The organism is Candidatus Amarolinea aalborgensis (genome assembly GCF_900491745.1).
Taxonomy (GTDB): Bacteria; Chloroflexota; Anaerolineae; order SSC4; family Amarolineaceae; genus Amarolinea; species Amarolinea aalborgensis.
In genome coordinates this window covers 42,272-68,412 of sequence record NZ_UETR01000001.1, presented here as the reverse complement: position 1 = coordinate 68,412, position 26,141 = coordinate 42,272, and the positions used below count along the sequence as shown (strand labels likewise).

The window sequence follows — 26,141 nt, the reverse complement described above, 5'->3', positions numbered from 1 at the left end:
GAATTTTCTCTTTTTTTGACATAACCCATAGACGCTCGTCTATGCAAAATAAGCAGCCGGCCACGACCTGCCCTGACGATCAACGGCCTACTTGGATCAATCATAAGGAGTCTGAACGATGTCTACCATGAGCACCCCTGCCGCCCCGCCTGATGCCAGCCGCGTCCACGGGCGCGTGCAGGATCGTTACGGCGCCCTCGCCCGCCAAGTCAACTCGGCCGACCTCGGCGGTCAGGCTTCCGCCGTCAGTTGCTGCGGGCCAGCCGCGTCCGCCGCCAGCAGCTGCTGCGGCCCAACCAGCTCTGTGACGCTTGACCTGGCCAGCTTTGATCTGGTCAGCGCCAACGGCGAGCCAACCTCCAGCGTGGCCGCCACCCTCTACGCCGCCGATCAACTGTCCGATCTGCCGGACTCGGTGACGGCCATTTCCCTGGGCTGCGGCAACCCCACAGCCATCGCCGGTCTGCGCCCCGGCCAGACCGTGCTCGACCTGGGCAGCGGCGGCGGCATTGACTGCTTCCTCGCCGCGCGCCAGGTTGGCCCCGGCGGCCGCGTGATCGGCCTGGACATGACCACCGACATGATTCGGCTGGCGCGGCGCAACGCCAAGAAGCTGGGCCTGACCAACGTGGAGTTTCGTTGGGGCGAGATCGAAGAAATGCCGGTGGATGACGCGTCGGTGGATGTCATCATCTCCAACTGCGTGATCAACCTGTCGCCAGACAAGCCGCAGGTCTTTCGGGAAGCCCTGCGCGTGCTCAAAGCCGGCGGCGAGCTGGCCGTGTCGGACATGGTGTTCGAGGTTTCCATCCCCGACGCGCTGCGAGGCGACCTGGATTCCTGGGCCGGCTGCGTGGCCGGCGCCTGGCTGGAGGCTGACTACGTGGAGGCGATTCGCCGCGCCGGTTTTCGCGACGTAGAGGTGGTGTCGCGTGACTATCTGCCGATTTCGCAGGTGCTCAGCGAAGGCGATATCGCCGCCCTGCAGGCGCAGGCCAACGGTCACCTGGACGGAACCCCGCTCGACCGTGTGATGGCGAGCATCAAAGTGCGGGCGCGCAAATCATGACGATCTCAACCCTTGCCGCATGGCATGAACTGGTGCGTTCACGCAACCCCCAGGGCCTCGACTCGCTCCTGGCTGACAACGCCGTCTTCTATTCGCCGGTCGTCTATGCGCCGCAAGTCGGCAAGGCCATCACGCAGCAGTATCTTTCGGCGGCCTTCCTGGTCTTTGTCAACGACTCATTTCGCTACGTGCGCGAGCTGAGCGGGCCTCGCGACGCCGTGCTGGAGTTCCAGGTTGAGATGGACGGCATCAGCGTCAACGGCGTGGACATGCTGCGCTGGGATCACGAAGGCAGGATCGTCGAGTTCAAAGTGATGATTCGCCCGCTCAAGGCGATCAACCTGATCCAGCAGAAGATGGCGGCCATGCTGCAGGCAAACCGGTGATTTGGGCGTGTCGCCCTTCCTGTCGCAGATTGAAGGCGCGCTGGCTGCGTCAGTGCGCCTTCCACACGAACGGCGTGGTGTAGGTCAGGCAGCGGAAGCCTAGTTTCTCCAGGATAGGCCGGCTCATCGGGCTGGCATCCACGGTCAGGAAGCGCACGTCGCGGGTGCGAGCCTCCTGCGCGCGCACGGCCACCAGGTCGGTGTAGAAACCACGACCCCGATAGGCTGGCAGCGTTGACCCGCCCCAGAGATCGGCAAACTGACGGCCTGGGTGATAGCGAATCCAGCCGTTGGCGACCGGCCGCCCATCCGCATAGGCTTGGAAGATGCTCAGCAGTTCCGGGTGCGTGCGCAGCGTTTGCGCCAGTTCATCCGCCAATCCCGGCATCGGTTCATCCCAGACTTCTGTTTGCACAAGGGTGATCTGCTCTACCTGCGCCGGATCGCTGAGGCGGCGGATGTCGGCGCGCCGCGGCTCCCAAAGCCGGGGCGGGGCGTTTTCCAGATCAAGGGCCATCAACGCCTCAGGCTCTCCCGGTGTAAAGCCGTGGGCCATCAGCCGCAGTTTGAGGTCGGCCGGGGTGTCGTGATCGAACACCTTCCATTCAAAGCCCTCATCGAACTCTGCGATGCGCCGGCTCATCTCGGCGACTTGCGCCGCGATAGCAGCGTCCGCCGTGTCTGCATCCAGGCGCGTGTAGAGGATCCAGCCGCCGTGATGACTGGGCGGCTCCGCCGTCACCCACGTGAGTTCGGGCAGTTTGGTGACCCGTCCACTGAGGTCAAAGGGGTCGCGACGCATCTGCGCGTCGTACAGAGACAGAATTTCTTCGTTGGTCATGTACCTGTTCCCAACACAAAATAGAACCCAGGCTCCCCCATGGTCTGCGACCGGCGTCAGTCCTCACAAAACACGACCCTCACTGAGCCGTGCAGACGCCAGTGAGGGCCGTGTGTCAGCGTCAAGATACCAGGTTCAGCCCGCGCAGGCGTCCTCGCCGCCATCCACGAAGATGATCGAGCCGCTGACCCACTGGATGTCCGGGTGCGACAACTGGCGGATCGTGACCGCAACGTCCTGCGTGGTGGTCAGGCGTCCAACCGGGTTGCGCCGCAGCGCGCCTTCGACGATCTTCTCATTGCCTGGAATCTTGCGCAGCGCCGGCGTGTCGGTGACGCCAGCCTGAATACAGTTGACCAGGATGCCGTGCTTGCCCAGTTCCTGCGCCAAGACGCGCGTGTGCGATTCCAACGCGGCTTTGGCCGCGGACACCGCGCCGTAGTTGGTCACGACGCGATGCGATCCCTCGCTGGTCATGCCGAAGATGCGGCTGCCGCGCTGCAGCAGGTGACGATCCATCAAATCCTGCGTCCAGTAGACCAGGCTGTGCGCCATGACATCCAGGGTCATGTCCATCTGCGCTTTGCTGATGCGCTGCGTCGGGTCCTCGTGCACAAAGGGCAGCAGCGTGCCAAACGCCAGCGAGTGCATCAGAACATGCACCGCAGTTTCGCCGCCGGCCGCGGCCAACGTTGCCTGCACCTTGTCGAGCACGCGCCCGCGCTTGGTCTCATCGGCCGCGTTGACGTTGAAGAACACCGCCTGGCTGCCCAACGCCTCGATATCCTCGATCAAGGTCTTGACCAGGGGTAGGGTCGCTTTCATGTCCAGGTGTACGCCAAAAATGTTCATTCCTGCCCGGGCCAGTTCGCGCGACACAGCCGCCCCCATGCCACTGGAAGCGCCCAGGATGAGCGCCCATTTGCCTTTGAATGCTTGATCACTCACAGGTTGTCTTTCCTCCATCTAGCTTGAGAATCTTGAATCTTCCTCTAGTGTAACCCCGCACTGGCCCATTGGTCACGCACAAGTGGCAAAACCGGAATCTGAGAACCTCAGTTGGCGCAAACCGCAGTGGCGTGAATTGACCAATCGGGCGAGATCGCTATAATGCGCCTCATGTCATGTACCACCAAACGTAAGTCGGTGGGCCATCTGCTACTGGGCATCTGGTGCGCCATCCTCGGCGCCCTGCTCGTTCACTCGCCGTTGCAAGCACAAACGGTCTCCTTGCTTCCCATGACGGGAACCCAGGGGGCCGACGTAACGGTTGAGATCAGCCAGATGGTTCGTCTGACCAACCATGCTCGCGCACAAAGGGGTCTTTATCCCTACCTGCTCAACCCCGTCTTGAGCCAGGTCGCGCAATCACATGTCAATGACATGATCGCCAGCGGTCGTCTGGGCCATGTCGGCTCGGATGGCAGCCGCGCGCCAGCGCGCGTTCGTCGCGCTGGCTTTTCAGCCTCAATCGTCAGCGAGAACTGGGTTTACAGCCGCACGATGCAGAAAGCCTTCTCCTGGTGGATGGCAGACCGGCCCCATTTTGAGAATCTCATGAGCCGCCGCTTCAAGGAGATCGGCGTCGGCATGGCGCCGCATCCCAGCGGCTGGGGCCAGGTGTGGGTCATGGTTTTCGCCACCAGCGCGGATGGGAGCACCGCGCCCGAGGCCGAGATATTGACCGATGGTGCAGAAGCCGCGCCCGCGGCCGACGCCGCAGCAACTGACACGCCGGACGCCAGCGCCACGTACGTCGTGCAGCCCGGCGATACCCTGGAAGCGATCGGTCGCCGGCTTGGGATTGCCTGGACGCTCATCGCGCAACTCAACGACATCAAGGACCCAACCCGACTCCAGGTGGGCCAGGTGCTCGACGTCCCCGGCGCTGCGTCTACACCCGCCGCGGAGCCGTCCCCGGCTGCGCCGCCGAACGAAGCGCCTGCGCCAGATCAACCGCCAGCAGAGCCGCCGGCAGCAGAGCAACCGGCGAATGCGCCGCCCGCCCCAGCGCCGGCCGCGCCCGATGCCTCTGCGCCCACAACCTATGCAGTCCAGGCCGGCGACGCCCTGGCGTCCATCGCGGCGCGCTTTGGGTTGAACTGGCAGGCGCTGGCGCAGTGGAATGGCCTGACCGGCAAATCCATCCTGCAGGTGGGCCAGGTGCTGCGCCTGACCGCCTCGACAGAGCCGGCTGTGGCCTCGAACGCCTCCCCCCCAGCCGTCTATCGTGTGCGCGCGGGCGATTCCTTGTCCACGATTGCAACCCGCTTCGGCCTCACCTGGCAAACCCTGGCGCAGATCAATGGGCTAGATCGCACCTCGGTCCTGCGTGTGGGGCAGACGCTGCGGCTCCGCTAACGTAAACCATTCCACCGTGGCTCTGACACCCACGCTTCGCCAACTACTGCACGAGCACATTCACCTGGCGCCGGCTGCCTGGACACAGGCGCCGGCGTCCGTGCGCGCCAGCTTCAGCAGCCCGTTTGAGCCGGCCCAGCGCGTCGCGGGCAACCTGGAGCGCCTGCCGCCCTCGCTGCTGACCTGGTGGGCCGCGCAGCCCAACGCGCACATCCTGCTCGGCGATCAGCGTGGCTACACGCCCGGTCGCCTACCGAATGATCCGCACGACCGCACCAATGTGGCGCAGATTGCCCTGGCCGATCTTGCCAACCCCGCAGCAGGCCTGGGCGACGTCTGGTTCTGGATTGCGCACCTGCTCGATCATCACCTGGGCTGCCTGGGCGCAGCCGACGGCGCGTGGCTGTCCGACGGCGCTGGCTTCACGCCGCGTTGGCAGGAGGTTGGGCAGCGCATCGCGGCCCTGGCGCGGCTGGGTTACAGTCCGCAGCCCAGCGCCGCCGCCAATCCTCATGCCTACCTGGCGGCTGGCGTGGCTCTCTTCATGGCTGACCGCGCCGCGTTGAATGTTCAGGATCCCAAGCTGGAGCGCCTGCTTGCCACCACGCTCTTACACGAAGGATTCTGCCGCCGCGCGCTGATTGCGACGGCGTAAGGCGGATCAAGTTCAGAACACGCCAAACCCGACTTCTCTTGATCCTTGGGTTGTGGCGTGCATTTGACAGGGGAAGTGAACCGTTGTACAGTATTACCGTACAGAATGATCATGGGAGGGTTTTGTGACAATCCAAACCACGTATACTCAAGCGCGCGCAAACTTCGCCCAGCTCTGCAACAACGTCACCGCGAATCGTGAAATCGTCATCATCCAGCGGCGTGGGGTCGAGGATGTGGCTTTGATTTCAGCCGCAGAACTGACCAGCTTGATGGAGACGGCTTACTTGTTACGTTCACCCAAGAATGCGGAACGCTTACTCGCCGCGTTGAACCGGGCCCTGCACCGGGACATTGAACCACAATCCATCGAAGACCTGCGCCGTGAGGTGAGCTTTGAGGCAGCGACGCGAGAAGCCGCCGGTTGAGCCTTTTCAGCGCGCAGCCGTGTTTCAGCCAGAGTTTCGCGACGATTTGCGTTACTGGGTGGAAACAAATCATAAGATCGCTTTACGAACATTCGATTTGATCGAAGCTGTCATGCGCGATCCGTTCAGCGGCATCGGCAAACCGGAACCATTGAAGTACTTTGCCCCTGGCGTATGGTCACGGCGACTGACGGATGAACATCGCATTGTCTATCTAGTAAATCACGACCGCATAGATTTTCTTCAGGCTCGTTATCATTACTGACGGTATGTCGTTATTTCATCAATTCGCGCGGATTGAATCGCAAAGAAAGGGAAGTCTATGCTCTTTTCACTGCTCCTCGTCCTCGGCGCCGTGGGCACGGCCACCCTGGGGCAACTCTTGCTCAAAAGCGGTATGACCGCGGTGGGACGGCTCGGCGCAGGCGTTCTGCAGCAGCCGCTGCAAACCCTGCTGGCCGTGGCAAGCGTGCCCACGATCTGGCTTGGGTTGGCCTGCTACGGTCTGGGCGCCGTGCTGTGGCTGGTCGTCCTGTCGCGGCTCGATTTGAGCTTTGCCTATCCCCTCCTGGCCCTCTCGTACATTCTGATTCCGCTGCTCTCCTACCTGGTATTGGGCGAAAACGTGCCCGCGCTGCGCTGGGTAGGTATTGCGGTCATTTTCATCGGTGTGGTCATCGTTGCACGCACCTGACGAGGTCAATCCATGTCATTGAAGCTCATCCATCACAACGTCGGCAGCGCAGGTGTGCTGTTCCTGGCGATTGCCGGCATCTGGGCGCTGGCGATTTACTTCCGGCGCCGTGAAATTGACGGCAATCTGTGGGGCATCCTGGCGATTGGCGAGCTGCTCTTTGTCGCCCAGGCGATCATGGGCGTGATCATGTATGCCGGCGGAGGCCGTCCTGATCGTTTGATCCATTATCTCTACGGCATCTTGATGATGATCCTCATCCCGGCGACCTTCGCGTTTACGGGCGGAAAATCGAGCCGCAATGAGGCCTTGATCTACGGTCTGATGGCGCTCTTCATGGCCGTCATGGGCGCCACGCGCGCCATGACCACGGGATAAGAGATCAGCCGCCCGGCGACTGAGCTTCGTCGTGAGCGGCTCGACCGAGCTCGTCGAGGTCTCAGCCGAACGGTCGCAGCAACCGTTGCCAGGTCGGCCTGACGCCGACTTGCAGCGGTTGCTAACTGTCTGTTGCCAACTCAGCGCGCACTGCCGAGACGATGTCGGCCAACGGCGCCAGGCGCGCTTCGCCTCCACGGCGCAGCTTCAACTCAACCCCGCCTGCCTTCAGACCCCGGTCGCCGACCGTGATGCGCAGCGGCAAGCCGATCAAATCCGCATCGTTGAACTTGACGCCAGGACTTTCGTCCCGATCATCCATCAGAACCTCGATGCCTGCGGTCCACAGGTCGCGATAGAGCTGCTCCGCGGCCTCCACGGCCGCCGGCGCCTTGCGACCCAAGACCACCAGGTGCACCTGGTAGGGCGCAATGGCCGCCGGCCAGACGATGCCGGCTTGATCGTGATGTTCCTCTACGACGCAAGCCAACAGACGCCCCACGCCAATGCCGTAGGACCCCATCACGACCGGCTTCTCACGACCATCCGCGTCCAAAAACATTGCGCCCAGCGCCTGGCTGAAGTGCGTGCCCAGTTTGAAGATATTGCCCACTTCCACCCCGCGCACACTGCGCAGCGGCGCCGCGCACGCGGGACAGGCATCTCCCGCCGCCGCGGCGGCGATGTCGGCCACCACATCCGCCTGGTAATCGCGGCCGTGATTCGTATTGAGCATGTGGTAGCCTACCCGGTTGGCGCCAGCCACCAGGTTGGGCGACTGGGCAACCAGGTCATCTACCACCAGCATGAAAGCGTCACGGTGAGCGCCGATGGGCGAGCCGTAGCCGGGCTGTGCGCCAATGGCTAGAATCTCTGCTTCGGTCGCCAGCCGCAGATTGCGCGCGCCCACGACGTTGGCCAACTTCGTCTCGTTGACATCCATGTCCCCGCGCACCACGGCAAAAACGAAGCGGTCGAGGCTCTGACCCTCGCGGTCGAGCGTCGCCACGGCGAAGAAGGCTTTGGCGGTGCGGCTGGCGGGAACCCGTAACAATTCGGCCAGCGCGGAAATCGTGGTGGCGTCTGGGGTAGCTACTTCAGCCAACGGCAGCAGCGGCTCTGCGATAGGCTGTGGTTTGCGCGTGGTCGCCACCTGGCGATTGGCCGCGTAACCGCAGGCATCGCACAAGAGCAGGGTGTCTTCGCCAATGGGAGTCAGGTACATGTACTCGTGCGCGCTGTGCCCGCCCATCATGCCCACATCCGACTGCACGGCGCTGACCGGTAAACCGCAGCGTCGGAAGATCCGAAAGTAGGCGTGGTAGTGCGCCTGGTACTGCCGCTCCAGGCCCTGGTCATCGGCATCCAGGCTGTAAGAATCCTTCATCGTGAACTCACGCACGCGGATCAGGCCGCCACGCGACCGCGGCTCGTCGCGGAACTTGGTCTGCAGGTGGTAAATCAGCCGCGGCAGTTGACGATACGAACGAATCTCGCGCCGCGCCAGGTCGGCCACCACCTCTTCGTGCGTCATCGCCAGCACCAGGTCGCGGCCGCCGCGATCCTTGAGCCGCGCCAGTTCAGGGCCGATGCGATCCCAGCGTCCGCTCTGCTGCCACAGCTCGGCCGGCTGCACCACCGGCATGGTCACCTCCTGCCCGCCGATGGCATCCATCTCCTGGCGGATGATGGCTTCGATCTTGTTCATGGCGCGGCGCGCCAGCGGCAGATAGGCAAAGATGCCCGCGGCCAGGGGACGAATCAATGCCGCGCGCACCATGAGTTGGTGGCTGGCTATCTCGGCCTCGGCCGGCGCCTCACGCCAGGTCTGACCAAACAAGTGACTCATACGCATGAAAAGTGATTCCTTTCTTGGCGTTGATACTGCTGGGCGATAGCAAAGTCGCCCTGCGGCGACCAGGGTAAGCGTGAGCAGGCAGGCCTGGCAGCCGTTACTTCGGTTTCAAGCGCCCGGCCTACGGTCTGGTACTGCGCAGCGTGCGTTTGATGTGCTCCCAGGCGCGCTGCACCAGGCTGACCTGGCCGGCGTTGATTTCGTGCTGGCTGTAGCGAGCTTCGTTGAACGACGCCGTGAGGGCCGCGACATCGGGCTGACTCTCCGGCAGCTCGGCGGTCAGCGTGGCCGCGTATTCCAGCGGGGTTTGGCCCGGCTGCCGCGGCAAGCCGTGTTCGCGCCCGCGGCGGACGAATGCCAGGTAATAGAACTGCACGCGTTCACGCGCGGAGAGGCGACGGAGGTTGATGAAACCCCAGGCATCCCCTTTGACTGCCGGCGGGGTGAGCTGCGGCCGGCGCAGCCTGGCCGGTAAGGCCGCCAGCCGCTGCGATGCCCGTCGCAGCCGCGCGGCCAGCCAACCCCAGCGCTCAAACAACCAGTGCAGAATGGGCACATGATCCCAAGACTGAAGAAGCTCCCGGTTCTGGCGCACGTAGCTGACAAGAGCGGCCGCGATGACGCCGATGAACACGGCCCAGAAGACGACCGATTTGAGCAGTTCGAACCAGGGCCAGGGCGTGGTCGCGTGCAGCGGCGCGGGCAGCGCGGGCAAGGGCGGCGGCGGCATGGCCGGCGTCGGCGCTGGCTGCGTTTGCCCAAAGAGACTCAGCACGAAGCGGATAATGATGCCAACAAGCAGCACGATAGCAAAAAAGAGGAAGTTCAAGGCATACGCCATCAGGCCTACGAGGTAGCCCAGGGTCGCCAGCAAATCCAGGGAGTAGACAGTAGGCAAGAAAGCCCCAACGAGCGCCAACACGACCAGGAGCAGCAGGCTGTAGACAAACCAGGGCGTCGCCACGTTGGTTTGCATGGGGATGCGATCCCAAATCCAGCGCGCGCGCAGCACGGCAAAGCGGCTTTGTCCCAACAGCGCCAGCCCCAAGACGAAATAGATCAGCGTCTCTACGACGCCGGCGCGAGCGATTGGCGGGCCAATTTGCAGCACCTGCAGGTCAAGGCGCAGCAGGCCGACGAGCGCCAGCATGATGCCGCCGACGACGAAAAATTGGCGCGCCAGCTGTTGGCGCGCGGCGGGCCGGTCGCTGCGCAGACCCACGCGCGCTTCCTCCTCAATGAACTCGGCATCCCCCTCCAATTCAAGGAGGGAATCGGTGAACGCGCCGCCAATCAGCCAAATCAGAATCACAAACATCACGGCCACGAAATACTCGCCGGTGAAAAAATGATTCAGAAAATCGGTGCGCCAGGTGGGCAGATCGCGCCAGAACTGCGACGGATCGCGCAGCAGATAGAGCGTGGCCTTGAGCGCGACGAGCATGACGATGAACTCGATGCCGCGGCGCGTCAGCCACACGCTGCTAAAAACCGATGCACGCTTCAGACTGCGTTTGGTGATGAAGGATTCCACGGCGGCTAAAAAGGCCACGATCACCAGGTAGCGGCCGTTCCATCCCGGCGCCAGGCGCTGACCAACCTGGATCAGCAAAGAGGCGAGACAAACAAGCATCACGCTGACCAGAAAATGGGTAGCGAAAACGGATGGGCGTTCATTGCGGCGAATCCCCGCGATCAGCCCCATTGCCACACCTCCAGGTCTCTCTCATGGCGCAGCCAGGTCACGGGAAAAGCTACGTGCGCGGCGCGGCGCTTGATCTCCGCCGGTGGGCTGATTTTGCTGCAGACGAACACGACCAGGTTGACGCCGTGCCGCTGGGCTTGCAAGCCCACGGCCAGCAGCGCGTCATCCACCTGGCCGGTAATGAGCACCAGGGTGGTTCCCCAGGCCAGGTGAACCAACGCCTCACGCAGGAGGCTGACCACCGGGATCGTTGCGCCAAGCTGGATGCGCGCCAGGATATCCAGGCAGCGCATCAGGTGTCCGCGGCCTTTGCGCGCAGGCAGCACGTGGTGTGTCGTTTCGTACAGCGGGTCAACGCCATTGCAGATCAGGCCCACGGTCTGCTTGCGCTGCACCACCCAGTTTGCCACCGAAGCGGCCGTCACGATGGCCAATTCCGAGGTGTCGAAGCGCGTGCGCAGGTCGTAGTCCTCTTCGCACAGATCGAGCATCACCACCACTTCCAGGGCAATGGATGGTTCGAACAGCTTGACCTGCAAGCGTCCGCTAGAGGCAGTGGCTTTCCAGTCCACCCGGCGCAGGGAATCTCCGGCCACGTAGTCGCGCTTGCCGCGCACGCGCGTGGGGTCCTCGAAGATCGGCTGGTGATGGCGCAGCGTGCCCAGCGGTGAATGCGACGACAGGGTGAAATTCGGTAAGGGCACGATGTGTGGATAGACGGTCAGGTAGTTGATGCCGCCCTGGCGTTCTTCGTCGCCGACGATGCCCAGCAAATCACCAGAGGCCAGGTGCAACGGGCCAATCTGGTAGTAGCCGCGGTGGTCTGCGTGCACCGTGTAATCAAACTGAACGTGGTGATGCGCGTCGAGGCGCGTGATCAGGCTGAAGGCTTGCGGAACACCCAGCTCCGCGGGCACGCTCTCCTGCAAGCGCAGCCAGACAACCGGCAGCCAGCCCCGGTTTTGCAGAATGAGCCGCACCGGGATCTCTTCGCCCCAAAAGGCACGCGGCTCGAACTCGCGGCTGATCTCGACCGCGGCCAGGGCGCGCCGGCTCCACCAACGCCCCACCAGGTACGCGCCAGCCAGGACGTAGAATACCGTCAGGATAGCATCCTCACGCAGCACAGCCGCAATGAGCAGCAGCGCGATCAGGAACGGAACGTATTCGCGCATGATGGTTCTTCCATTAGCTGTCCTGGTGGGCCTGCAGACCTAGGCGAGGCTTCCACATGTTCTCACCGGCCGCCCGACTTGGCCGCGTCACTGTCCGCTCTCCGCTCGCCGTTCTCCAACGCCAGCGGCGTATCCTGCAGCACCTCGTTGAGCACGCTGGCGGACGTGCGTCCGCGCAGCTCAGCCTCTGGCCGCACGATGAGGCGATGCGCCAGGGTAGCGGTGACCAGCGCTTTGATGTCATCCGGCAGCACATGATCGCGCCCGCGCAACGCGGCCAGCGCCTGCGCGGTCTTGAACAGGGCCAGGCTGGCGCGCGAGCTGGCGCCTAAGGCCAGGTCGCGGTGCTGCCGCGTGGCGGTGACCAGGCGCACGATGTAGTCTTGCAGGCTGTCCTCGACATGAACTTCCCATACCAGGCGCTGCAAGGCCAGCAGCTGTTCGCCCGTGACGACTGGGGTCAGGGTGTTGATCGGATGCTCGCGGCGCAAAGCCATCAACAGGCGGCGTTCATCGGCCGGCGCGGGATAGCCAACCGCCAGGCGCATGAGAAAACGGTCAAGTTGGGCTTCGGGCAAGGGGAAGGTGCCCTCATATTCGATGGGGTTCTGCGTCGCCAGCACCAGGAACGGCCGCGGCAAGGCGCGGCTGACGCCGTCCACCGTCACCTGCTGCTCCTGCATCGCTTCCAGCAGCGCGGACTGGGTGCGCGGCGTGGCGCGGTTGATCTCGTCGGCGAGGAGGATATTGACGAAGATGGGGCCGGCGTGAAACTCAAACTGGCTGGTTTGCTGGTTGAAGACCGACACGCCGGTCACGTCGTTGGGGAGCAGGTCGGGCGTGCACTGCAGGCGCTTGAACTGCCCGCCCAGGCTGATCGCCATGCTGCGCGCGAGCATGGTCTTGCCCACGCCCGGCACATCCTCCAGCAGCACATGGCCCTCGCACAGCAGCGCCACCAGCAGCATTTCGATCACCGGGCGCTTGCCAATGATGACCTTTTCCACGTTGTCAACGACCTGGCTGACGAAGTCCTGAACCTGGCGCATAGATGTCCCCCTCGTGCGGCTTACTTTACATCAAGTCGCAGGAACGTGCAATCTGTACAGAGGGAGATCAGAGAGCGGAGACCGGAGACCGGAGATTGTAGGGGCTTGTTTAGGAGGTGCGAGCGCTGTATAATGGGGGTGAGATGATTGCGATGTCAATGAGGAGGTGATTTATGACCTGGACAGAGGTTCAGCGCGCCTACCCTGAGCAATGGGTAGTCATGGAGGCCCTGGAATCGCGCAGCGAAGATGAGCAGTGGAAGGTGGGATTGGTGGCGGTGCTCGAAGCCTGCCCGGATGGCATGACAGCCATGCAGCGCTACCGACACTATCATCAACAATACCCTTTGCGTGAATTCCTGTTTCTACACACCAGTCAAACCAAACTGGAATTTCGAGAACGTCGCTGGGTTGGCATCCGAGGGGCATATGCAACTTCAGGTCGTTGACGGCCTGCCCTTCATCAGCGTACGCGCAATCTATCAGGGGGCCGAGATTGACATTGCGCCTGTGCTCATTGACACCGGCTCCGCTGAAACCAGCTTGAGCATCGACGCGCTGACACAGTTGGGCATCGAGCCTCGCCTCGATGACGAAATCCACTTCATCCGCGGTGTGGGTGGACGGGAACTGGTATTTGTCCGCCAATTGGATGAATTGCAGGTTGGGCCGCAAAAATTGGCGCCGTTTGTGGTTCAAATTAGCGGCATGGATTACGGCTTTGAGATTGAGGGAATCCTCGGAATGGACTTCATGCGCCGTTCAGGCGCGGTGATTGATCTCTATCGAATGCAAATCGAGTTTGCAGGGCGATGAGTGGACCACAACCGGTCGGCACGCGCTAGTACCGACCGGCTGCGGCGGGACTCAGCCTAGCGGTTCAAAGCGGGCCTGGAAGAAACGCAGGTATTTTGGCTCGTAAACCATGCGCAGGCCGCGCGTCTGCTCACGGTTGTCGTAAACGATCTTCAACGACTCCGCAACCACATCCATGTGCGCCTGTGTGTAGACGCGACGCGGAATGGTCAAGCGGGTCAGTTCCAGCTTGGGGTAGTAGTGATCCCCGGTCTTGGCATTGCGGCCGGCGCTGACGACGCCGCGCTCCATCGAACGGATGCCCGAATCGAGGTAGAGCTGGGCGGCCAGGGTCTGCGCGGGAAATTCGCCTTGCGGGATGTGCGGGTAAAAGCGCCGCGCGTCCACGAAGATGGCATGGCCGCCCACTGGCTGTACGATCGGAATGCCCCAATCAGTGAGCAGTTGCCCCAGGTAACGCACCTGGCCGATGCGGGCGCGGATGTGATCATCCTGCATGGATTCGGCCGTGCCAATCGCCATCGCCTCCATGTCGCGGCCGGCCAAACCGCCATAAGTGTGCAGACCCTCGAAGACCACAACCAGGTTGCGCAGCTCTTCGAACAAATCCCAGTCGTTGACGGCCAGCCAGCCGCCGATATTGACCAGGCTGTCCTTCTTGGCGCTCATCCACCCGCCGTGCGTGTAACTGCAGAACTCCAACACGATGGCGGCAATGGACTTGTCAGCATAGCCCGGCTCGCGCTCCTGGATGAAATAGGCGTTCTCCGCCATGCGCGTGGCGTCGAGATAGATCTTGATGCCGTGGCGATCGCACAGGGCGCGCAGCTCGCGCACATTTTGCATGCTGACCGGCTGGCCGCCCGCCATGTTGACCGTGCCGGCCAGGCTGATGTACGCAATGTTGGCGGCGCCCTTCTCCTGGATGAGCGCCTCCACCTTGCCCAGGTCCACATTGCCCTTGAACGGGTGCAGATTGGCTGGGTCATGGGCCTCGTCAATGATCACATCTACGAATATGCCGCCAGCCATCTCCTGGTGCAGGCGGGTCGTGGTGAAGTACATGTTGCCCGGGACATACTGCCCTGGCTTGATCGTGGTCTGGCTCAGCAAATGCTCCGCGCCGCGTCCCTGGTGGGTTGGCACGATGTGGCGATAGCCATAGTAGGTCTGAATGGCATTTTCCAGGTTGTAGAAATTGCGGCTGCCGGCATAGGCTTCGTCGCCCAGCATCATGCCAGCCCACTGCCGATCGCTCATGGCGCTCGTGCCGCTGTCGGTCAGCAAGTCAATGTAGACCGCCTCCGAGCGCAGGAGAAACGTATTGTAGCCGGCTTCGGCCAGCGCCTTCTCCCGCTCCGCGCGGCTCACCATGCGCAGCGGCTCGACCATCTTGATCTTCCACGGTTCCGCCCAAGAGCGGCGACCAAACTGCTGGCCCATCGTTTGTGGGGTTGACTGTGTCATCATTGACTCCTCCTTCTGCATTCACTACATCTGAACTCTGATCACCTGTGTACCGTGTCAGAGCGCCCAATTTTAGCTTATCGGCATCCGTCTGCAAAACCACGGCATTTGTGCAATGTGCCAAGTTGCGGCGCGGTCCTTGCGTACAAAATAACGTGGTTTTGGCGCGACTGCCGCGCGACAATGGACAAGCATCATGTAAGACATGGGCGATGATAGGAGGGGCAGATGAAAATTACAAGTCATCGTGTGATGAGCAGCCTGGCGATTGTGGCGATCTTGCTGCCTTTTGTGCAAGCGATCACTGAGCGCACCCACGAGATCAATGTTTCATCTACATTTGTCTGGATTGTTCTCATCTTGCTGGCGGCCAAGACGGCCAGCCTGGTGGAGCGTTTTGGGCAGCCGGCCGTGTTGGGCGAGTTGGTCGCGGGGGTGATCCTCGGCAATCTCGCGCTGGTTGGCCTGCGCGGGCTAGAGCCGATGAAGGACAATGAAATCATCAAGTTCCTGGCTGAGTTGGGCGTTGTCATCCTGCTCTTCCAGGTCGGGCTTGAATCCAACATCCAACAGATGCGCCGTGTGGGTGCGCGCGCGCTGCTGGTGGCGTTGATTGGCGTCATCGCGCCGTTTGTGCTTGGCGCGTACGTGATCGGCCCGCTGCTGCTGCCTGGCCTCCCGTCGGCTACCTACCTCTTCATCGGCGCCGCTTTGACCGCGACCTCGGTGGGAATCACCGCGCGTGTCTTTCGCGACTTCGGTAAGCTGCAAACGCCAGAAGCGCAAATTGTCCTGGGCGCGGCCGTCATTGACGATGTGATCGGCCTCATCATCCTGGCGGTGGTTTCGGCCATCGTCACCGCGGGCGCCGTGAACCTGGGCGCCATCGCCGTCATTACGGCCAAGGCCTTGGTCTTTTTGACCGGCGCGATTGTCCTTGGCCAGATTTTGGCGGCGCGCCTGGGGCGGATCCTGTCCAGGATTCACACTGGTATGGGGATGAAATTCACGCTGGCGATTGCCTTTGCCCTGCTCACGGCCCACTTTGCCGAAGCCATCGGCCTGGCCGCCATTGTTGGCGCCTTTGCCGCGGGGCTTGTGCTTGAACCTGTCCACTTCGAGCATTTCGAAGACCCCAAGATCGTCCCCGATCTTCGTCGGGCCATGGTCGGCGCGCCCGCTGATGTGGCGGCGCGTGTCGAAGCGGTGATTGAGCACCATGTGGACCGCCACATCGAAGACCTGCTGGAGCCGCTGGGACATTTCCTCGTACCGATCTTCTTTGTCCTCACCGGCATGAGCGTCCGCCTGGAATCTTTACTCGATCCTACCACACTCATGATCGCCCTGGGTATCACGGCAGTCGCTTTCGTCGGCAAGATGGTCTCAGGCTTGGCAGCAGGCCCAGTCAATCGCGTGGTGGTCGGCATGGGCATGATTCCGCGCGGCGAGGTCGGATTGATTTTCGCCGCCTCCGGTCGCTCCTTGGGCGTCATTTCAGACCAGGTTTTCTCTATCATCGTGATCGTGGTCATTCTGAGCACCCTGCTCACACCTCCCTTGCTGGCGCTGTTTCTCCGCCGCGCCGCGGCAGTCCACCAACCCGAAACGTCTCCTGTGCTGGCCTAACCCCGCGCCTCCTCGCAGGGCTGCGTCGAAATGGCGCACGCAGAGGCGCGCGTCGCCGCAGGCGTTCCATCGTGATGTCCGCGCGCCCCTGCGAGAGTTGCCAGGCGCGTCCGCCCAACCTTGCGAAGGCTCGCCGTGTAAGGAGCTGGCGCCGGGAAGAACGGCGCCGGCTTGTCCGACGATTTGTCGTTGAGGCAGCCTTCGCAAGGGGATGGCCCGCAGAACCAACCTTGCGAAGGCTCGCCGTGTAAGGAGCTGGCGCCGGGAAGAACGGCGCCGGCTTGTCCGACAATTTGTCGTTGAGGCAGCCTTCGCAAGGGGATGGCCCGCAGAACCAACCTTGCGCAGGCTCGCCGCACAAGCATCTGGCGCCGCCGCGGGCGATGTCGGCTACGCAGCGGAACTGAAATGCGCCCGCCATGAAATACAAACCCCTCGCGCGCGGTCAGGCCCGATAGGGCCTTTCACCTTGTAGCCCGATCCGTTCACGGTCGGGCGGCGTTGGTTGCGCGCACGCCATCCGGTGCAACCCCGCCGGAGGCCAAAGGCCATCCGGCTACGAGGTGCAAGCCCCTGCGGGGCTACGCCCCCGATTTGAAATGCACCCGCGCCCGCTGGCCGGTTGGTGAAAATCGGGCGAATCTGGTACAATCAATTGCCCTGACCGATCACCACGATGCGCTTGGCGTCCTATCCGTGTCTGCGCGCGCCGCTTGGCTGCCCTACGTGCACGCGACAGGCCGACGAGGCGACATACGCTGACACGTGCCCCTGGGCAAATGACCTCAGTTGAACGATACAAGAGCCTGGCTTGTCGCCGCCATCAGACGGCGCGATGCCAGGCCTGCGCAATCATTATCAGCCATAAGGGAGCGACCATATGAGCGAATCAGCCGCCGAGACGACAACCGCTATAGCCAGTGAGATGATTTATCCCTCTTCTGACGTGATCGAGCGCGCCAGACTCAAGGACTGGGACGCCCTCGCCCGCTATGCGGCGGATAACCTGGAAGGTTTTTGGGCCGATGAAGCGTCCGAACTGGGATGGTACCAACCATGGGAGAAAGTCCTGGATGATAGTAACCCTCCGTTCTTTCGTTGGTTCGTCGGCGCCAAGTGCAACATCATCCATAACGCGCTGGATCGCCACCAGGCGACCGAACGGCGCAACAAACTGGCGCTGATCTGGGTCGGTGAAAACGGCAGCGTGCGCACCTATTCCTATTTTGCGCTCAATCGTGAGGTCAACCAATTCGCGAACGTGCTCAAAGCCATGGGGGTGAAGAAGGGCGATCGCGTGACGATCTACATGCCGCGCATCCCAGAGATTGTCATTGCCATGCTGGCTTGCGCCAAGATCGGAGCGGTGCATTCCGTCGTCTACGGCGGCTTCAGCGTGGACGCGCTGCAAGGCCGCATCGAGGATTCCGAATCGAAGGTCGCGATCACAGCGGACGGCGGTTGGATGAACGGCAAGGTCGTCGAGCTCAAAAAGACGATGGATGAGGCGGTTAAACACTGCCCGACGATTGAGACGGTGCTCGTGGTGCAGCGCACCGGCCACCAGGTCAATATGGAAACCGGTCGCGACTATTGGTACCACGACCTGATGAAGCTGCCCATCGCCAGCCCCAAGTGCGCGACTGAAGTCATGGATGCAGATGACCCGCTCTACATGCTTTACACCTCCGGCACGACCGGCAGGCCCAAGGCCATTTTGCACGTCCACGGCGGCTATATGGTCGGCATCTACGCCACGCTCAAATATGTTTTTGACTTGCGTGATGATGATCGCTGGTGGTGCGCTGCAGATCCGGGGTGGGTCACGGGTCACTCCTACATTGTCTACGCCCCGCTGATCATGGGCGCCACCTCGTTCATGTACGAAGGCGCGCCGACTTATCCCTACCCCAACCGTTGGTGGTCGCTGATCGAAAAGTATGGCATCAATGTTCTCTACACCGCGCCGACCGCGATTCGGGGTCTGATGCGCTTCGGCGAATCATGGCCGCACCGGCATGACCTGTCATCGCTGCGCCTGCTCGGCTCCGTCGGCGAGCCGATCAACCCGGAGGCGTGGCGCTGGTATCATCGCGTCATCGGCGGAGGGCGCTGCCCGATCATGGACACCTGGTGGCAGACCGAAACCGGCATGTTCATGATTACGCCCACGCCGGTTGTGCCGCTCAAGCCTGGCAGCGGCACACGGCCCTTCTTTGGACAAGAAGCTGAAATCCTGGATGAGGCTGGCAATCCAGCGCCGGATGAGGAAGAGGGCTACCTGGTGCTGACGAAGCCATGGCCAGCCATGATGCGCACCATCTACAAAGACCCGGACCGCTACGTGCGCCAGTATTGGAGCAAATATCCGGGCAAATACCTGGCTGGCGATTCGGCGCGTCGCGACAAGGACGGCTATTTCTGGATCATCGGCCGCGTAGACGATGTGATCAAAGTCTCCGGCTATCGCCTGGGCACCGCGGAAATCGAAAGCGCGCTGGTGTCCCATCCCGCTGTGGCCGAAGCCGCGGCCATCGGCCTGGCGCATGAGATCAAAGGCCAGGCTATTCACGCTTTCTGCATCTTACGTCAAGGCTACCAGCCCAGCCCCGCGCTCGCGGACGAGCTGCGCACGCACGTGGGGCAACACCTCGGCCCGATTGCCAAACCCGAAGCAGTCAACTTCGTGGATAAACTGCCGAAGACGCGTTCCGGCAAGATCATGCGCCGCGTGCTCAAAGCGCGCGCCCAGGGTCTGCCCGAAGGCGACGTCAGCACATTGGAAGAGTAAACCAGTGCGCCTCCGGCATGACGTTTGGTCGTCATGCCGGAGGCGCCTCCTCCTCGTAGGTCACATCTCCGGTGTGACCGCGCTCGCCATGTCGCGCCGCCACCCATTCTACGCGTCGCCGTCCTCACGGGTCACATCTCCGGTGTGACCGCGCCCGTCATGCCGGCGACGACGGCCTCCAGAAAACTCTTTGATTATTGATCACAGCTCATTCCAAATCGTCCCGATTGAATGATCTGAGCGAATCAGGCAGTGTCCATCCCCATTGTTCTGGGTAGAACCCTCTTGATTTCCATGCCGAGAAACTGCTGTGCGGCCAGTCCTCAGGGCGAGTTACGTACCCGTGCTTTACCGGGTTGTAGTGAATATAGTTGGCGTGATTCTCGAAGTCCTCATCATCACGAATCACATGATCCTGAAATCGTTTCTGCCAGAACTTCATCCTCCCATCAATTCCAAGCATGTCCTTGTACGCATGGGTGAAGTACGATTTTGCCGACTGCATGATTTGGCTAAAACTGCTCCTACCATTCGGCCTGATCAGAAGGTGCATGTGATCGGGCAAGAAGACATACGCGATCATGATAAACGAGTGCAGTTTCTTTGTATTCCGCAGTGTTTCGAGGAAAAGGTTCAGGGTTGGCTCATGAGCAAACACTGGTTCGCGCCCCTGGACGACATTGGTAATGAAAACGATGGAGTCGGGTACGTAATAGCGTCGGAAGTTCATAGGGTAGCTTGCTCCATCATGCGGTATCCGTCACGCCGGAAGCAAGGACATCCGTGGTGACGCAGGTTGTGTAAAATACGATGTCGTCACGCCGGAGGCGATGACCTACGGTGAGACGCGGGTTGTGTGAAATACAATGTTGTCACGCCGGAGGCGATGACCTCCGGAGTGACAACGTTTGTCGCACCAGAGACGACGCCCACTCGGCACGCCGTAGGTCACATCTCCGGTGTGACAACGCTCGCCATACCGAGACGACGGCCATCCCGCGCGTCGTCCTCATGGGTCACATCTCCGGTGTGACAACGTTCGTCGCACGGGAGACGACAACTGACCGTGAGACGGATGTTGTGTGAAATACAATGTTGTCACGCCGGAGGCGATGACCTACGGTGGGACGGATGTTGTGTGAAATACAATGTCGTCACGCCGGAGGCGATGACCTACGGCGGGACGCGGGTTGTGTGAAATACAATGCCGTCACGCCGGAGGCAATGACCTACGGCGGGACGCGGGTTGTGTGAAATGCGATGTCGTCACGCTGGAGGCGATGACCTACGGCGGGACGCGGGTTGTGTGAGATGCAATGCTGTCACGCCGGAGGCGATGACCTACGATCGAATCGCTTAGACCACGAGATCGGCGAGCAGGGTGACGGCTGCGGCCCCCGGGTCATCGCCCTGGTAAGCGCCGGCGATCTGGCCCGTGCGATCAATGACGACAAAGGCGGGCTGCTTGTTGACGGCCTTCACGCCGAAGGCTTTCAGCAGCTCGCCTTTCCAGTCGGGCAGGATGATGACGTACGCGGCCGGGTCGCTGCCCTCAGCCAGGCGGGCCGCCGACTTCTGGTATGAGTCTTTGAGCACGTTCTCGGCCATGCCTTTCAAAATGACTGGCACCGGCGACAAATCCACCACGCTGGCAATCACCACCTCCGCGGCGCTCGGGTATTCCTCGCGAATGGCCTTGATGATGCCGCGGCCGTCGCGCTGCGTGTCCTGGTTGACAAAAATCAGCACCGAGACATGACCCGCCAGCGCCTCTGCGCTGATCTCACGCCCGGAACCAATGGCCTTCATCTTGAACTTGGGCGCCGGCTGCCCGGCCCGCACAAACTCCGTTCCCATTTTTTTCTCCTCTATTCACATGGCTGGCGTAACCACCACCCGTCACGCCGGAGGCGATGACCTACAGCTTCGGTCAATTCTCCCGGTCTCCGATCTCTGGTCTCCGATCTCTGGTCTCCGATCTCCGATCTCCGGTCTCGGATTTCAATCCAACGCGTCCGCCAGCACCTCAACCACATGGCGCGCACGGCGGCCGCTGAAATGCGCGATCTGTTCCCGGCAGGAAACGCCGTCGGCCACAATCTGCGCCTGCGGCGCGGCCTGAATGGCCGGCAGCAGGCGGTCCTCGGCGATCCGCTGGCTGATCGCGTAGTGCTCCGTTTCGTAACCAAACGAACCAGCCATGCCGCAGCAGCCGGCCTCGATTTCGCTCACCTGTCGCCCCGGCAGCCTGCGCAGCAGGGCCAAGGCCGGGCCGGCGCCCACCAGCGCTTTTTGATGGCAGTGGCCGTGCAGCAGGAGATGCTCATTGCCGGGTTTGAACCGCAGGCGCACGCGGCCGGCGCGACATTCCTGATCCAAGAATTCCTCAATCGTGAAGCTGCGCGCGGCCAGCGCCTGGGCTTGCTCATTTCCCGGCAGCAGGGCCAGGTATTCATCGCGGAAACTCAGGACACAGCTCGGCTCCAGCCCCAGAACGGGCATTCCCTGGGCGACGTACGGCGCCAGCACTTCGACATTATGGTGCGCCAGGCGCTGCGCGTCGGCCAGCAGTCCTTTCGATAGCAGCGGCCGGCCGCAGCAGCGTCGCTGCGGCGCAATCAACACCTGGTAGCCGGCGGCCTCCAACAGGCGCACCGCGGCCTGGCCGACGGCCGGATGGTTATATTCGACCCAGGTGTCGTGAAAGAGCAGCACCGGCCCGTTGGCGCCAGGGCGGAGCGGAACGGCGCGACGCGTGAACCAGGCGCTGAAAGTCTGGTGTGCGAGGGATGGCAGCGTGCGTGCGGGATGAACCCCCAACGCCGTCAGCGCGCGGCGGGCGGCGGACGTCTGCAAAACCACGTTCGCCAGGGGCGCGATCGACGCGGCCAGTGCGTTGAGCCGGGCAATATGCCCAAAAATTCGGCTGCGCAGCGGCACGCCGCGTGCGTCCTGGACGTATGCCAGGTATTCCATCTTGATGCGCGCCATGTCCACACTGCTTGGACACTCGGTCTTGCACGCCTTGCAGCCCAGGCACAGGTCCATGACGGCGTGCAGCTCCGCGCCGGTCAAAGCCAGCGCGGACGGGCGTCCGCTGAGCGCGGCGCGCAGGGCGTTGGCGCGGCCACGCGTCGAATCTTGCTCCTCACGCGTGGCCTGAAACGACGGGCACATCGTACCCGCGTCGAGCTTGCGGCAGACGCCGGCGCCGTTGCACATCTCCACGGCGCCGGCAAAACCGCCGTCCGCGCCAAAATCGAAATAGGTGCGCAGTTCGAGCGTGCGATACGTTGGGCCGTAGCGCAGATCGGCGCGCGGGTCAGGCCCATGCACCTTCTTGCCCGGATTGAGCACATGCGCTGGATCAAAAATCGCCTTGAGGTCGCACATGGCGGCATACAGGCGCGGGCCAAAGAGACGCGCGTTGAGGTGCGAATGGGCAATGCCATCGCCATGTTCGCCGGTCATCACCCCGCCATAGCGCAGAGCCAACTCGCACGCGGCGTCCGCCAGGTCTACCATCATCTCCACGCCAGGGCCGGTTTTCAGGTTGACCAGGGGCCGAATGTGCAGACAGCCCGCGCTGGCGTGCGCGTAGAAGCCGCCGCGGGTGTTGTGGCGCTTGAGCAGATCGAGAACATCGGCCACGTAGCGCGGTAGATTGGCAACGGGCACCGAGACATCCTCGATGCAGGGAATCGGCTTGAGGTCGCCGCGCATGCTCATCAGGATGCCCAGGCCCACCTTGCGCACATCCCAAACCGTGGCCTGCGCGTTCGCGTCCAGCAAGCGGAGCGGCGGGCGCGGCCAGCCGGCCTGGCGGAGCACAGACGCGAGGCGGTCGAGATGTGCATGCAACTCGGCCTCGCTGGCGCCGGTAAATTCAACAACCAGCAGCGCGGCCGGCGTTCCATCTACAAAGAACATCTTGCGGGCCGTGCCGGGCTGTTGGCGCGCCAGGCCAATCAGCATGTCATCCATCAGCTCCACGGCCGACGGCTGGCAGGCCAGGATGACATTGGTTGCCTCCAGGGCGGCCAGGAGATCATCGAACTGACAGATTGCCAGCGCCGTGCGCTTTGGACGCGGCACGACCGCCAGGGTGACGCTGGTCAAGACGGCCAGCGTACCTTCGGATCCGGCCAGGAGCGGCGCCAGTCCTTGCGGTCGCGTGGCGTAGGTAGGATGGCGGCCTGGGGCATCAGGTGAGAGGTAGGTCAAGCCATAGCCGCTGGAACGACGCCAGTGCGCCGGGAAATGATCGTGTATGTCGCGGCCGTAGGTTTGCAGCAGCCGTCCCACGCCGGCATAGATGGCGGCCGCATGCGAATCTCCGACCGCGCGGCCGCCCCAGGCAGGATCGGCGGGCGATAGGGTGTCGAAGTGCGTGCGGCTGCCATCGGCCAGGACAACGTCTGCGCCCAGCACCTGATCCGCGAACATACCGTATAGAATGGAATGTGCGCCGGTGGCGTTGTTGGCCAGGCTGCCGCCCACGGTCGCGCGTTCGGCGCTGGCCGGGTCTGGCCCCAGCATCAAGTCGAAGGGCCGCAGCGCGCGGTTCAGGCGGTTGATGACGACGCCTGGCTGCACGCGCACCCAACGCTCTTCCGCGTGTATGGCTTCGATCTTGTCCAAGTAGGTTGAGCAATCGAGAATGACCGCGCGGCCAATGGCCTGGCCGGAAAGGGAGCTGCCGGCGCCGCGCGCCAGGATCGGCACGCCGGCCTGGGCGCAGATGGCGACGGTGGCAGCGACGTCGTCTACCGTGCGGGGAATGACGACGCCCAGGGGTTCGATCTGGTAATTGCTGGCATCGGTGCTGTAAAGTACGCGGCTGGTGGGATCGAAACGCACCGCGCCAGTCACGGCGTGCTGGAGGGTGTTGACGAAATCGGCCGGGACTGCAGGCGCAGCCGAAAGACTCATGACTGATTCTCCAACGACAGTTTCATGAGTTGATTGTAACATGAGAGCGGGGACTTGACCAGACGCCAGGCCATTGGAGGTGCAATTGCCAAGCCTAAGCACGTTTGCTATAATCAAACGGTGCACCCCGCCCGTAGAAGTCATGAAGGCAAAGGAGCAAGTTCAACCAATCATGGAAGTCAAAACCATCGGCGTCATTGGCTGTGGTCTCATGGGTTCGGGTATTGCTGAAGTAGCAGCCAAGAGCGGCTTTCAGGTGTTGATACGCGAGCAGACTGAGCAGTTACTCACGACACGCATGCAACGCATCGAGCAATCCCTGGAACGAGCGGTTGCCAAGGGCAAGCTGAGCGCCGCCGACAAGGCCGCGGCGCAGGCGAATATGTCGGGCGCTGTGGGCCTGGATGACAGCCTGGCCGTCTGCGACCTGGTGATCGAGGCCGTCACGGAGGACATGGAGCTAAAACAGGATATCTTTCGGTCGTTGGACGGCATCTGCCCGGCTTCGACGATCCTTGCCAGCAACACTTCCTCCATTTCTGTGATTGACCTGGCCGCGGCGACGCGGCGACCGACACAGGTGCTCGGCATGCACTTCTTTAACCCCGTGCCCGTCATGCCGTTGCTCGAGCTCGTGCGCACCGTGCAAACGGACGATGCCACGCTGGATGTGGCGCGCGCCGTGGGCGAGCGCATGGGCAAGAAGATGATCGTGGCCAAAGATGCGCCCGGCTTCGTCGTCAATCGCCTGCTCATCCCATATTTGTTGGATGGTATTCGCGTATACGAGCAGGGCCTGGCCAGCCGCGAAGATATTGATAATGGTATGATGATGGGCGCCAACCACCCGATGGGACCGCTCACGCTCTCCGATTTCGTCGGTCTGGATACGACGCTCTTCGTGGCCGATGTGCTGTTCGAAGAACTGGGTGAAACGCGCTTCAAGGCGCCCACGCTGCTGCGCCGCCTCGTCAGCGCCGGGCACCTGGGCCGCAAGAGCGGGCGTGGATTCTATGAGTATGGTTCATCCCGGTGACACCGGATGGCCTGTGGGCCGCGCGATGTACGCCCAGTAACACCGCAGACGTCAGCGGCGTCATGCTGAAGGCAGAGGGCGCTAATTCCCGCTTGGCGCCGATACTCGACTGAAGGAGGACAACGATGCGACGATTTGCCGTGGTAGCCGTGGTGCTTTGTCTGCTGGCCGCCGTGATAACCGCTGCCAGCGCCGCTGGCGGCGCGCCGAATGCAGCCAGTATCAGCCTGACACCCAACCCCTTGACGCTCGCCGTCAACAATACCGGCAGCGTCAACGTTCAGATCAGCAATGCTCAAAACCTGGGCGCGTTTGAATTCATCATCGCCTTTGATCCGGCTGTGGTGAATGCAGTGGCGAATGGCGTGACCCTCGGCCCTATGCTCACCGGCAGCAGCACCTACTCAGCCAACCTGCTCGGTCCCCTCATCAACAACACAACGGGCACGGTGCGCTTTGCGGCCTACACCCTGGGCACGGGCAATGGGCCAAACGGCAGCGGCATCCTGGCCAGCGTGCAGTTCAAGGGCATGCAGGCCGGCACGAGCAGCCTGAACTTCAGCAAAGTCCGCATCACCGATCGCAGCGCGGTTGTGGATGGCGGCGTGACGGCGATCAATGGCTCGATCATCGTCGGCTCCGGGTCTGGCCCACGCCTCTGGCTGCCTGCTGTGCGTAAGTAAACGCCAGACACTCGACAACCCATGACCTCTCGAACGTCTCTGGCCGTGACGCCAGGGACGTTTCTTTTTCCTACAGACGGACGCGTGCATTTCAGAATGGGGGCGGGTCGGGCGATTGAGGCTTCGTCGTGAGCTCAGCCGAACGATCGCTGCAACCGCTGCCAAGCCCAACCTTTGTGGGCTACGCCGCGA

24 protein-coding genes are annotated in these 26,141 nt (G+C 62.3%); 14 read left to right on the top strand and 10 right to left on the bottom strand.

The genetic code is table 11. The features are described from left to right. Nucleotides 1-118 precede the first annotated feature (118 nt). Both arsM and ACPQ6D_RS00260 read left to right on the top strand, forming a co-directional pair. Nucleotides 119-1,069, top strand: a complete 951-nt coding sequence (gene arsM, locus ACPQ6D_RS00265) for an arsenite methyltransferase (RefSeq protein ID WP_423222277.1) — start codon at nucleotides 119-121, stop codon at nucleotides 1,067-1,069. Next, nucleotides 1,066-1,455: a nuclear transport factor 2 family protein gene (locus ACPQ6D_RS00260; RefSeq protein ID WP_423222276.1), complete on the top strand. Its 390-nt coding sequence runs from the start codon at nucleotides 1,066-1,068 to the stop codon at nucleotides 1,453-1,455. Before arsM ends, ACPQ6D_RS00260 begins: the two co-directional genes overlap by 4 nt. Nucleotides 1,456-1,504: 49 nt before the next feature. On the opposite strand, the gene ACPQ6D_RS00255 is transcribed toward ACPQ6D_RS00260, so the two are convergent. Both ACPQ6D_RS00255 and ACPQ6D_RS00250 read right to left on the bottom strand, forming a co-directional pair. Continuing rightward, complete coding sequence (locus tag ACPQ6D_RS00255) at nucleotides 1,505-2,296, bottom strand: GNAT family N-acetyltransferase (protein ID WP_423222275.1); 792 nt, start codon at nucleotides 2,294-2,296, stop codon at nucleotides 1,505-1,507. A gap of 135 nt (nucleotides 2,297-2,431) precedes the next feature. Next, nucleotides 2,432-3,244, bottom strand: coding sequence for an SDR family oxidoreductase (locus ACPQ6D_RS00250; protein ID WP_423222274.1), 813 nt, complete (start codon nucleotides 3,242-3,244; stop codon nucleotides 2,432-2,434). Nucleotides 3,245-3,415: 171 nt separating this feature from the next. On the opposite strand from ACPQ6D_RS00250, the gene ACPQ6D_RS00245 reads away from it, so the two are divergent. From ACPQ6D_RS00245 to ACPQ6D_RS00220, 6 genes are all read left to right on the top strand, one after another. Further along, nucleotides 3,416-4,657, top strand: a complete 1,242-nt coding sequence (locus tag ACPQ6D_RS00245) for a LysM peptidoglycan-binding domain-containing protein (protein WP_423222273.1) — start codon at nucleotides 3,416-3,418, stop codon at nucleotides 4,655-4,657. A gap of 16 nt (nucleotides 4,658-4,673) precedes the next feature. Next, the gene (locus ACPQ6D_RS00240; protein ID WP_423222272.1) at nucleotides 4,674-5,312 is read left to right on the top strand and encodes a hypothetical protein; all 639 of its coding nucleotides are present in this window, start codon (nucleotides 4,674-4,676) and stop codon (nucleotides 5,310-5,312) included. 124 nt (nucleotides 5,313-5,436) lie between these two features. After that, on the top strand, nucleotides 5,437-5,739 hold the full coding sequence (locus tag ACPQ6D_RS00235) for a type II toxin-antitoxin system Phd/YefM family antitoxin (RefSeq protein ID WP_423222271.1): 303 nt from the start codon (nucleotides 5,437-5,439) through the stop codon (nucleotides 5,737-5,739). Beyond that, the gene (locus ACPQ6D_RS00230; RefSeq protein ID WP_423222270.1) at nucleotides 5,708-6,004 is read left to right on the top strand and encodes a Txe/YoeB family addiction module toxin; all 297 of its coding nucleotides are present in this window, start codon (nucleotides 5,708-5,710) and stop codon (nucleotides 6,002-6,004) included. Before ACPQ6D_RS00235 ends, ACPQ6D_RS00230 begins: the two co-directional genes overlap by 32 nt. A gap of 57 nt (nucleotides 6,005-6,061) precedes the next feature. Then, nucleotides 6,062-6,433: an EamA family transporter gene (locus ACPQ6D_RS00225; RefSeq protein ID WP_423222269.1), complete on the top strand. Its 372-nt coding sequence runs from the start codon at nucleotides 6,062-6,064 to the stop codon at nucleotides 6,431-6,433. A 12-nt stretch (nucleotides 6,434-6,445) separates the two neighbouring features. Next, nucleotides 6,446-6,811, top strand: a complete 366-nt coding sequence (locus tag ACPQ6D_RS00220) for a hypothetical protein (protein ID WP_423222268.1) — start codon at nucleotides 6,446-6,448, stop codon at nucleotides 6,809-6,811. Nucleotides 6,812-6,932: 121 nt separating this feature from the next. Here ACPQ6D_RS00220 and ACPQ6D_RS00215 read toward each other — a convergent pair whose 3' ends face one another. The 4 genes from ACPQ6D_RS00215 to ACPQ6D_RS00200 form a co-directional block, all read right to left on the bottom strand. Continuing rightward, on the bottom strand, nucleotides 6,933-8,666 hold the full coding sequence (locus ACPQ6D_RS00215) for a proline--tRNA ligase (protein ID WP_423222267.1): 1,734 nt from the start codon (nucleotides 8,664-8,666) through the stop codon (nucleotides 6,933-6,935). 121 nt (nucleotides 8,667-8,787) lie between these two features. Continuing rightward, the gene (locus ACPQ6D_RS00210; protein WP_423222266.1) at nucleotides 8,788-10,371 is read right to left on the bottom strand and encodes a DUF4129 domain-containing protein; all 1,584 of its coding nucleotides are present in this window, start codon (nucleotides 10,369-10,371) and stop codon (nucleotides 8,788-8,790) included. After that, entirely contained in the window at nucleotides 10,362-11,546 is a 1,185-nt protein-coding gene (locus ACPQ6D_RS00205) for a DUF58 domain-containing protein (protein WP_423222265.1), read from the bottom strand. The genes ACPQ6D_RS00210 and ACPQ6D_RS00205 overlap by 10 nt, the downstream gene beginning before the upstream one ends. Nucleotides 11,547-11,608: 62 nt before the next feature. Further along, nucleotides 11,609-12,595 (bottom strand): AAA family ATPase, encoded by a 987-nt coding sequence (locus tag ACPQ6D_RS00200; RefSeq protein ID WP_423222264.1) that lies wholly within the window; start codon nucleotides 12,593-12,595, stop codon nucleotides 11,609-11,611. Between the two features lie 173 nt (nucleotides 12,596-12,768). On the opposite strand from ACPQ6D_RS00200, the gene ACPQ6D_RS00195 reads away from it, so the two are divergent. Both ACPQ6D_RS00195 and ACPQ6D_RS00190 read left to right on the top strand, forming a co-directional pair. Next, nucleotides 12,769-13,044 carry a hypothetical protein gene (locus tag ACPQ6D_RS00195; RefSeq protein WP_423222263.1) on the top strand — a complete coding sequence of 92 codons (276 nt, stop codon included), beginning with the start codon at nucleotides 12,769-12,771 and terminating at the stop codon, nucleotides 13,042-13,044. 61 nt (nucleotides 13,045-13,105) lie between these two features. Then, the gene (locus tag ACPQ6D_RS00190) at nucleotides 13,106-13,411 is read left to right on the top strand and encodes a retropepsin-like aspartic protease (protein WP_423222262.1); all 306 of its coding nucleotides are present in this window, start codon (nucleotides 13,106-13,108) and stop codon (nucleotides 13,409-13,411) included. 51 nt (nucleotides 13,412-13,462) lie between these two features. On the opposite strand, the gene ACPQ6D_RS00185 is transcribed toward ACPQ6D_RS00190, so the two are convergent. After that, a complete protein-coding gene (locus ACPQ6D_RS00185; RefSeq protein WP_423222752.1) occupies nucleotides 13,463-14,878 on the bottom strand; it encodes a tyrosine phenol-lyase in 1,416 nt (471 codons plus the stop codon). A 228-nt stretch (nucleotides 14,879-15,106) separates the two neighbouring features. Between ACPQ6D_RS00185 and ACPQ6D_RS00180 the strand changes: the two genes are divergently transcribed. Continuing rightward, complete coding sequence (locus ACPQ6D_RS00180; RefSeq protein ID WP_423222261.1) at nucleotides 15,107-16,507, top strand: cation:proton antiporter; 1,401 nt, start codon at nucleotides 15,107-15,109, stop codon at nucleotides 16,505-16,507. An 880-nt stretch (nucleotides 16,508-17,387) separates the two neighbouring features. Then, nucleotides 17,388-19,298 (top strand): acetate--CoA ligase, encoded by a 1,911-nt coding sequence (gene acs, locus ACPQ6D_RS00175; RefSeq protein WP_423222260.1) that lies wholly within the window; start codon nucleotides 17,388-17,390, stop codon nucleotides 19,296-19,298. Nucleotides 19,299-19,506: 208 nt separating this feature from the next. On the opposite strand, the gene ACPQ6D_RS00170 is transcribed toward acs, so the two are convergent. The 3 genes from ACPQ6D_RS00170 to ACPQ6D_RS00160 form a co-directional block, all read right to left on the bottom strand. Further along, nucleotides 19,507-20,028 (bottom strand): REP-associated tyrosine transposase, encoded by a 522-nt coding sequence (locus ACPQ6D_RS00170; RefSeq protein WP_423222259.1) that lies wholly within the window; start codon nucleotides 20,026-20,028, stop codon nucleotides 19,507-19,509. A gap of 626 nt (nucleotides 20,029-20,654) precedes the next feature. Next, nucleotides 20,655-21,155 (bottom strand): TlpA family protein disulfide reductase, encoded by a 501-nt coding sequence (locus ACPQ6D_RS00165; RefSeq protein WP_423222258.1) that lies wholly within the window; start codon nucleotides 21,153-21,155, stop codon nucleotides 20,655-20,657. A 144-nt stretch (nucleotides 21,156-21,299) separates the two neighbouring features. After that, complete coding sequence (locus ACPQ6D_RS00160; RefSeq protein ID WP_423222257.1) at nucleotides 21,300-24,230, bottom strand: FAD-binding and (Fe-S)-binding domain-containing protein; 2,931 nt, start codon at nucleotides 24,228-24,230, stop codon at nucleotides 21,300-21,302. 172 nt (nucleotides 24,231-24,402) lie between these two features. Here ACPQ6D_RS00160 and ACPQ6D_RS00155 point away from each other — a divergent pair, with 172 nt between their 5' ends. Both ACPQ6D_RS00155 and ACPQ6D_RS00150 read left to right on the top strand, forming a co-directional pair. Continuing rightward, complete coding sequence (locus tag ACPQ6D_RS00155) at nucleotides 24,403-25,266, top strand: 3-hydroxyacyl-CoA dehydrogenase family protein (RefSeq protein WP_423222256.1); 864 nt, start codon at nucleotides 24,403-24,405, stop codon at nucleotides 25,264-25,266. 125 nt (nucleotides 25,267-25,391) lie between these two features. Then, entirely contained in the window at nucleotides 25,392-25,949 is a 558-nt protein-coding gene (locus tag ACPQ6D_RS00150) for a cohesin domain-containing protein (protein ID WP_423222255.1), read from the top strand. Nucleotides 25,950-26,141: the final 192 nt, after the last annotated feature.

Coding starts and splice junctions, on each gene's coding strand:
- ACPQ6D_RS00195 (WP_423222263.1), top strand. CDS start 12,769: ATGACCTGGACAGAGGTTCAGCGCGCCTACCCTGAGCAATGGGTAGTC.
- ACPQ6D_RS00210 (WP_423222266.1), bottom strand. CDS start 10,371: ATGGGGCTGATCGCGGGGATTCGCCGCAATGAACGCCCATCCGTTTTC.
- ACPQ6D_RS00255 (WP_423222275.1), bottom strand. CDS start 2,296: ATGACCAACGAAGAAATTCTGTCTCTGTACGACGCGCAGATGCGTCGC.
- ACPQ6D_RS00260 (WP_423222276.1), top strand. CDS start 1,066: ATGACGATCTCAACCCTTGCCGCATGGCATGAACTGGTGCGTTCACGC.
- ACPQ6D_RS00220 (WP_423222268.1), top strand. CDS start 6,446: ATGTCATTGAAGCTCATCCATCACAACGTCGGCAGCGCAGGTGTGCTG.
- ACPQ6D_RS00165 (WP_423222258.1), bottom strand. CDS start 21,155: ATGGGAACGGAGTTTGTGCGGGCCGGGCAGCCGGCGCCCAAGTTCAAG.
- ACPQ6D_RS00180 (WP_423222261.1), top strand. CDS start 15,107: ATGAAAATTACAAGTCATCGTGTGATGAGCAGCCTGGCGATTGTGGCG.
- arsM (WP_423222277.1), top strand. CDS start 119: ATGTCTACCATGAGCACCCCTGCCGCCCCGCCTGATGCCAGCCGCGTC.
- ACPQ6D_RS00155 (WP_423222256.1), top strand. CDS start 24,403: ATGGAAGTCAAAACCATCGGCGTCATTGGCTGTGGTCTCATGGGTTCG.
- ACPQ6D_RS00245 (WP_423222273.1), top strand. CDS start 3,416: ATGTCATGTACCACCAAACGTAAGTCGGTGGGCCATCTGCTACTGGGC.
- ACPQ6D_RS00185 (WP_423222752.1), bottom strand. CDS start 14,878: ATGACACAGTCAACCCCACAAACGATGGGCCAGCAGTTTGGTCGCCGC.
- ACPQ6D_RS00160 (WP_423222257.1), bottom strand. CDS start 24,230: ATGAGTCTTTCGGCTGCGCCTGCAGTCCCGGCCGATTTCGTCAACACC.
- ACPQ6D_RS00200 (WP_423222264.1), bottom strand. CDS start 12,595: ATGCGCCAGGTTCAGGACTTCGTCAGCCAGGTCGTTGACAACGTGGAA.
- ACPQ6D_RS00215 (WP_423222267.1), bottom strand. CDS start 8,666: ATGCGTATGAGTCACTTGTTTGGTCAGACCTGGCGTGAGGCGCCGGCC.
- ACPQ6D_RS00225 (WP_423222269.1), top strand. CDS start 6,062: ATGCTCTTTTCACTGCTCCTCGTCCTCGGCGCCGTGGGCACGGCCACC.
- ACPQ6D_RS00150 (WP_423222255.1), top strand. CDS start 25,392: ATGCGACGATTTGCCGTGGTAGCCGTGGTGCTTTGTCTGCTGGCCGCC.
- ACPQ6D_RS00170 (WP_423222259.1), bottom strand. CDS start 20,028: ATGAACTTCCGACGCTATTACGTACCCGACTCCATCGTTTTCATTACC.
- acs (WP_423222260.1), top strand. CDS start 17,388: ATGAGCGAATCAGCCGCCGAGACGACAACCGCTATAGCCAGTGAGATG.
- ACPQ6D_RS00205 (WP_423222265.1), bottom strand. CDS start 11,546: ATGCGCGAATACGTTCCGTTCCTGATCGCGCTGCTGCTCATTGCGGCT.